General features: G+C 74.5%; 5 protein-coding genes. 1 reads left to right on the top strand and 4 read right to left on the bottom strand.

The annotated features are described in order from the left end of the window. Positions 1–75 precede the first annotated feature (75 nt). The 4 genes from ACI78V_RS20805 to ACI78V_RS20820 form a co-directional block, all read right to left on the bottom strand. The gene (locus ACI78V_RS20805) at positions 76–909 is read right to left on the bottom strand and encodes an ABC transporter permease (RefSeq protein ID WP_456854218.1); all 834 of its coding nucleotides are present in this window, start codon (positions 907–909) and stop codon (positions 76–78) included. Beyond that, positions 906–1,901 (bottom strand): ATP-binding cassette domain-containing protein, encoded by a 996-nt coding sequence (locus tag ACI78V_RS20810; RefSeq protein WP_456854220.1) that lies wholly within the window; start codon positions 1,899–1,901, stop codon positions 906–908. Before ACI78V_RS20810 ends, ACI78V_RS20805 begins: the two co-directional genes overlap by 4 nt. A gap of 151 nt (positions 1,902–2,052) precedes the next feature. After that, positions 2,053–2,733, bottom strand: coding sequence for a response regulator (locus tag ACI78V_RS20815; protein ID WP_456854222.1), 681 nt, complete (start codon positions 2,731–2,733; stop codon positions 2,053–2,055). After that, positions 2,730–4,361: a sensor histidine kinase gene (locus ACI78V_RS20820; RefSeq protein ID WP_456854224.1), complete on the bottom strand. Its 1,632-nt coding sequence runs from the start codon at positions 4,359–4,361 to the stop codon at positions 2,730–2,732. Before ACI78V_RS20820 ends, ACI78V_RS20815 begins: the two co-directional genes overlap by 4 nt. A gap of 170 nt (positions 4,362–4,531) precedes the next feature. Between ACI78V_RS20820 and ACI78V_RS20825 the strand changes: the two genes are divergently transcribed. Then, entirely contained in the window at positions 4,532–5,950 is a 1,419-nt protein-coding gene (locus ACI78V_RS20825) for a cation:dicarboxylate symporter family transporter (protein WP_456854226.1), read from the top strand. Positions 5,951–6,000: the final 50 nt, after the last annotated feature.

The raw sequence follows: 6,000 nt of genomic DNA on the forward strand, positions 1-6,000 counted from the left end.
CCGCCGCGCCCTCGGAGCGCCACCCGGGCCCCGTCCGCGGGCCGACCGCCCCGGTCGGCATGGGGGCTGCCTCCCTCAGCGGCTGCGGTAGAGCCGGGTGGTGATCGGCAGGAACACCGCGGCCAGGGCGGCGGCGACCACCAGCGAGACCACGATCGCGACGCCGTCGGGCTGCCCGGCCATCAGCGAGCGCGACGCCGTCGCGAGCACCGACACCGGGTTGACCTCCACGAACGCGGCCAGCGGACCGGGGAGCGTGTCGGGGTCGACGAAGACGTTGGACAGGAACGTCAGCGGGAAGATGCCCGTGAACCCGGCGTTCATCACCGCGTTCGGCGAGCGCATGAGCAGCCCCAGCACCGAGAACACCCACGACAGGCCGAAGGAGAAGACGACGACCAGCCCGAGCGCGCCCAGCACGCCGGCCACGCCGCCCTCCGGCCGGTAGCCCAGCGCGACGCCGAGCACGATGATCACGGTGCCGGCCAGCACGTAGCGGACGCTGTCGCCGAGCAGCGAGCCCAGCAGCGGGGCGGGGCGCCAGATCGGCAGCGAGCGGAACCGGTCGACCACGCCCTTGGTGAGGTCGGTGTTGAGCGCGACCCCGCTGTAGACCGTCGTGAACAGCACCGACATCACCAGCATCCCGGGCAGGATGTACTGCAGGTAGGCGCTGGTGGAGCCGGCGATCGCGCCGCCGAACAGGTAGGTGAACATCAGCACGAACATCACCGGGGTGACCGTGACGTCGAGCAGTTGCTCGGGCACGTGCCGGACCTTGAGCATGCCCCGCCAGCCGAAGGTCAGTGCCGCCGACAGCGGCCCCGGTCGCGGGGGCCGGGCGGTGGAGGCGATGGCCCGGCGGACGGCGGCGGTGTCGGCGGAGTCGGGGACGACGGTGGTGGTCATGACGCGCGCTCCTGCAGGGTGGTCGTGGCCTCCCGGCCCGCCCCGTCCTCGGCGGGGTGGCCGGTGAGCGCCAGGAAGACCTCGTCGAGGCTGGGCTGGTCGAGGGAGAAGTCGGCGATGCCGACGCCGGCGCGGGCGAGCTCGGCCATGCCGAGGGCGGCCTTCCCGGCGTCCGCGCAGGCCGCCGAGAGCGCGCCGGGGTCGGCGTCGAGGGTCACCGGACCGACCGCGCACTCGAGGACGTCGGCGGCCTGACCGCGCTGGCGGGGGTCGTGCACCCGCACGTGCAGGGAGCCGGTGCCGACCGACGCCTTGAGCTGGCCGGGCGTGCCCTCGGCGATGACCCGCCCCCGGTCGATGACCGCCAGGCCGTCGGCGAGCTGGTCTGCCTCCTCCAGGTACTGGGTGCAGAGCAGGATCGTCGTGCCCTCGGCCACCAGCGCACGCACGATCTCCCACACCTGGTTGCGCGAGCGCGGGTCCAGCCCGGTGGTCGGCTCGTCGAGGAACAGCAGCCGCGGCGTGACGACCAGGCTCGCTGCGATGTCCAGCCGGCGGCGCATCCCGCCGGAGTAGTGCTTGACCAGCCGGCCCGCGGCCTCGGCGATGCCGAAGGCCTCCAGCAGCTCGTCGGCGCGGGCCCGGGCCGACGCGCGGCGGTGGCCGAGCAGCCGGGCCAGCAGCACGAGGTTCTCCCGTCCGGTGAGCTCCTCGTCGACCGAGGCGAGCTGGCCGGTCAGGCTGACCAGGCCGCGGACGGCGTCGGCGTCGGTGACGATGTCGTGGCCGAGGACGCGGGCGCGGCCGGCGTCGGGCTCGATCAGGGTGGCCAGCATCCGGATCGTCGTCGTCTTCCCCGCTCCGTTGGGGCCCAGGACGCCGTAGACGGTGCCGGCCGGTACGGCGAGGTCCACCCCGGCCACCGCCTGCGTGGCCCCGAAGGACTTCGTGAGGCCGGTGGCCTCGATGGCCAGTGCGGACTGTGCGGTCATCGTGCTCCCTCACCCGGGGGTGTCTCGGCGCAGCGTCCCCTCTCCCTCTGACGGAATCTGCGCGCCGGGCTCATCGCCTGCCACCGGTTTTTCCGCCGGCGGGGTCAGCGTGGGGGTTCGAGTGCACTGGAGGTCAAGCGCCCGGGCGGCGTCACCGCCAGCGGTACTCGAGCTCGGGGCGGCCGGTGCCCCCGTACCGCGGTGCGCGGTCGACCAGACCGGTGTCGGCGAGGTACTCGAGGTAGCGGCGCGCGGTGATCCGCGAGGCGCCGATCAGCTCGGCGGTCTCCGCCGCCGAGAGCCCCGCCGAGGTGCGGACGGCGGCGACGACGGCGTCCAGCGTCTCGCGGCCCATCCCCTTGGGCAGCGGGGCCGGCCGGCCGGGACGGACGGCGCCGAGCACCCGGTCGACCTCGTCCTGGCCGGTGGCGTCGCCCTCGGCGGTCAGCCGGGCGCGGTACTCGGAGTAGGCGGTGAGCCGGTCGCGCAGCGCCGGGTAGGTGAACGGTTTGAGCAGGTAGCCCACGACGCCGTGCGCGGCCGCGGCCCGCACGGTGGCCAGCTCCCGCGCCGAGGTCACCGCGAGGACGTCGACCGGGGCGCCCGCCGCCCGGATCCGCCGGCACAGCTCGATGCCGTGCGTGTCGGGCAGGTTCATGTCCAGCAGCACGAGGTCCACCGGCAGCCGGGCCAGCGCGTCGAGGGCGGCGGCCCCGGTCCCGGCGACGGCGGCGGTGCCGAAGCCCGGGGTGCGGTCCACGTAGGCGCGGTGCGCCTCGGCCGCGACCGGCTCGTCCTCCACGACCAGCACGCGGATCACGCCGGGGGTCACGGCGCCGCCTCCGCCGGCACCCGCGCCGGGAGGGGCAGCGTGACCACGAACTGCGCCCCCGGGCCGGGGCGCACCGTGACCGTGCCGCCGTGGCGACGCACCGCCTGGGCCACCAGCGCCAGCCCGAGCCCACGACCGAGCCCGGCCGGGGTGCCACCGGCGTCCTTGGTGGACCAGCCGCGCTCGAAGACCCGCTGGACGTCGTCCTCCGCCACCCCCGGGCCGGTGTCCTCCACCCGGATCTCCAGCCGGCCGCCGGTCACCTCCGCGGCCAGCTGGACCTCCCGCGGCGGGTCCCCGGCCAGGGCGGCGTCGATCGCGTTGTCCAGCAGGTTGCCCACGACGGTCACCAGGTCGCCCCCGGGCAGGCCGGTCTCCCCCACCGACGTCGCCGGGTCGATCTCCAGCAGCACGCCGCGCTCGTGCGCGGTGGCGGCCTTGCCCAGCAGCAGGGCGGCCAGCACCGGGTCGCCGACCGCCCCGACCACACGGTCGGTGAGCCGCTGCGCGGAGGCCAGCTCGGCGGTGGCGAAGTCGACGGCCTCCTGGGTGCGGCCGAGCTCCACCAGGGAGACGGTGGTGTGCAGCCGGTTGGCCGCCTCGTGCGCCTGGGCGCGCAGCGACTCGGCGAACGCGCGCACGCTGTCCAGCTCCCCGGTGAGGGCCTGCAGGTCGGTGTGGTCCCGCAGGGTCACCACGGTGCCGGCCGAGCGGTCGCCGGCCCGCGGCGGCGCCTGGTTGACCACCAGCACGCGCGTGCCGGTCACGTGCACCTCGTCGACGGCGGTGCGCTGCTGGGTCAGCACGGCGGTCAGCTCCGGGGGCAGGCCCAGCTCGGACACGTGCCGCCCCGCCGGGTCGCCGTCCACGCCGAGCAGCCGGCGCGCCTCGTCGTTGACCAGCTGCACCCGCCCCTCGCCGTCCACCAGGAGCAGGCCCTCCCGGACGGCGTGCAGCACCGCGTGGTGGTACTCGACCATCCGCGCCAGCTGCGCCGGGGACAGCCCGTGGGTCTGGCGCTGCAGCCGCCGGCTCAGTGCCCAGCTGCCCAGTCCGCCGACGGCGAGGGTGGCCAGCGCCGTCCCGGCGATGCCGGGGACGGCGGCGGCGAGGTCCTCGCCGATGGCGGCGACGGTGATGCCGGCCGACACCAGCGCGACGACGTCGCCGTCGGCGTCCACGACCGGCCCGGTGGCCCGCACCGAGGGGCCGAGGGTGCCGGTGTAGGTCTCGGTGAACGTCTCCCCCGCCAGCGCCGGGGCGATCGTGCCGCGGAAGGGGCGGCCGATCTGGGTGGTGTCGGGATGGGTGTACCGGGTGCGGTCGGGCGCGAGGACGGTGATGAACGAGGTGCCGGTGTCGGCGCGGACCTGCTCGACGTAGGGCTGCAGCACCGGCGTCGGGTCCGGGCCGAGGACCGCCTCGAGCACGAGCGGTGAGTCGGCGAGGCTCTCCACGATCGCCGTCGTCTCCTGCTCGGCGGCCTCCTGCACGGCCTGGCGGGCGTCGAGGTAGGCGACGGCGGTGGCGGTGAGGACGACGACGCCGACGACCAGCGCCTGGAGCAGCAGCAACCGCCGCGCCAGGCTCGTGTCGCGGCGGTGCGACAGGAAGGCGGGCACGCGCACGGGCCGAGTCTCCCGCCTGGGGGGCCGCGGCGACCGGGGTCCGGCCCGCCGTGAACGCAATGAACACATGGGTGACCGGCGTCACCACGCACGGGAGTGTGACTGGCATCGCGCCGACGGGGACCAGGCCCCGGGGTTCGCGGACGCACCTCCCGACGACAGGAGCAGCCATGGCGACAGGCACCGAGCACGACACGCCGCCGGTCACCCGGCGGAAGGACCGCACGCACTGGCTGTACCTCGCCGTCATCGGCGCGGTCCTCGCCGGCATCGCGGTCGGTTTCCTCTTCCCCGGCTTCGCGACCGAGCTCAAGTGGCTGGGCACCGCGTTCGTCGGCCTGATCAAGATGCTGATCGCGCCGGTCATCTTCTGCACGATCGTGCTGGGCATCGGCGCGATCCGGCAGGCGGCCAAGGTCGGCCGGATCGGTGGTCTGGCGCTGGGCTACTTCATCCTCATGTCGACCGTCGCACTGGCGATCGGCCTGGTGGTGGGCAACGTCATCAGCCCCGGTGACGGGCTCCAGCTCTCCGACGAGCTGCGCGGCGAGGGCGCCCAGCTGGCCGGCCAGGCGCACGAGAGCGGCGGCACCGTCGACTTCCTGCTGGGGCTGATCCCGACCACGCTGCTGTCGTCGCTGACCGAGGGCTCGGTGCTGCAGGCGCTGCTGGTCGCCCTGCTGGTCGGCTTCGCCATCCAGGCCATGGGCCGCTCCGGTGAGCCCCTCCTGCGCGGCATCGGCCACCTGCAGCGGCTGGTGTTCCGCGTCCTGGCGATGATCATGTGGCTGGCCCCGATCGGCGCCTTCGGGGCGATCGCGGCGGTCGTGGGCGAGACCGGCATCGACGCGCTGAAGAGCCTGGCGGTCATCATGATCGCCTTCTACGTCACCTGCGCGCTGTTCGTCTTCGTCGTCCTCGGGCTGATCCTGCGCCTGGTCGCCCGCGTCAACGTGTTCACGCTGCTGAAGTACCTGGGCCGCGAGTTCCTGCTGATCGTGTCGACCTCGTCGTCGGAGACCGCGCTGCCCCGCCTGATCGCCAAGATGGAGCACGCCGGCGTCAGTCAGCCGGTCGCCGGGATCGTCGTCCCCACCGGGTACTCCTTCAACCTCGACGGCACCGCGATCTACCTGACGATGGCCTCGCTCTTCATCGCCGAGGCCCTCGGCGACCCGCTGACCATCGGCGAGCAGCTCGGCCTGCTGGTGTTCATGATCATCGCCTCGAAGGGCGCGGCGGGGGTCACCGGCGCCGGTCTGGCCACGCTGGCCGGCGGTCTGTCGGCGCACCGCCCGGACCTGCTCGACGGCGTGGGGCTGATCGTCGGCATCGACCGGTTCATGTCCGAGGCGCGCGCGGTGACGAACTTCGCCGGCAACGCGATCGCCACCGTCCTGGTCGCCACCTGGACCAAGGAGCTCGACCGCGAGCAGCTGTCCGCGGCGCTGTCCGGGCAGAGCCCCTTCGACGAGGACACGATGATCGACGACCACGGCGACCTGCCGGAGTCCGGCACCAACGCCGGCCCGGGCCAGCGGGACGCCGAGGCCGCCCAGCGGGAGGTGGCGGCGGCCTCGGTGCGCTGACCTCCACCACGCGACGACGGAGCCCCCGGACCCCCTGGGGTCCGGGCGCT

The organism is Geodermatophilus sp. SYSU D00742, from assembly GCF_054049935.1.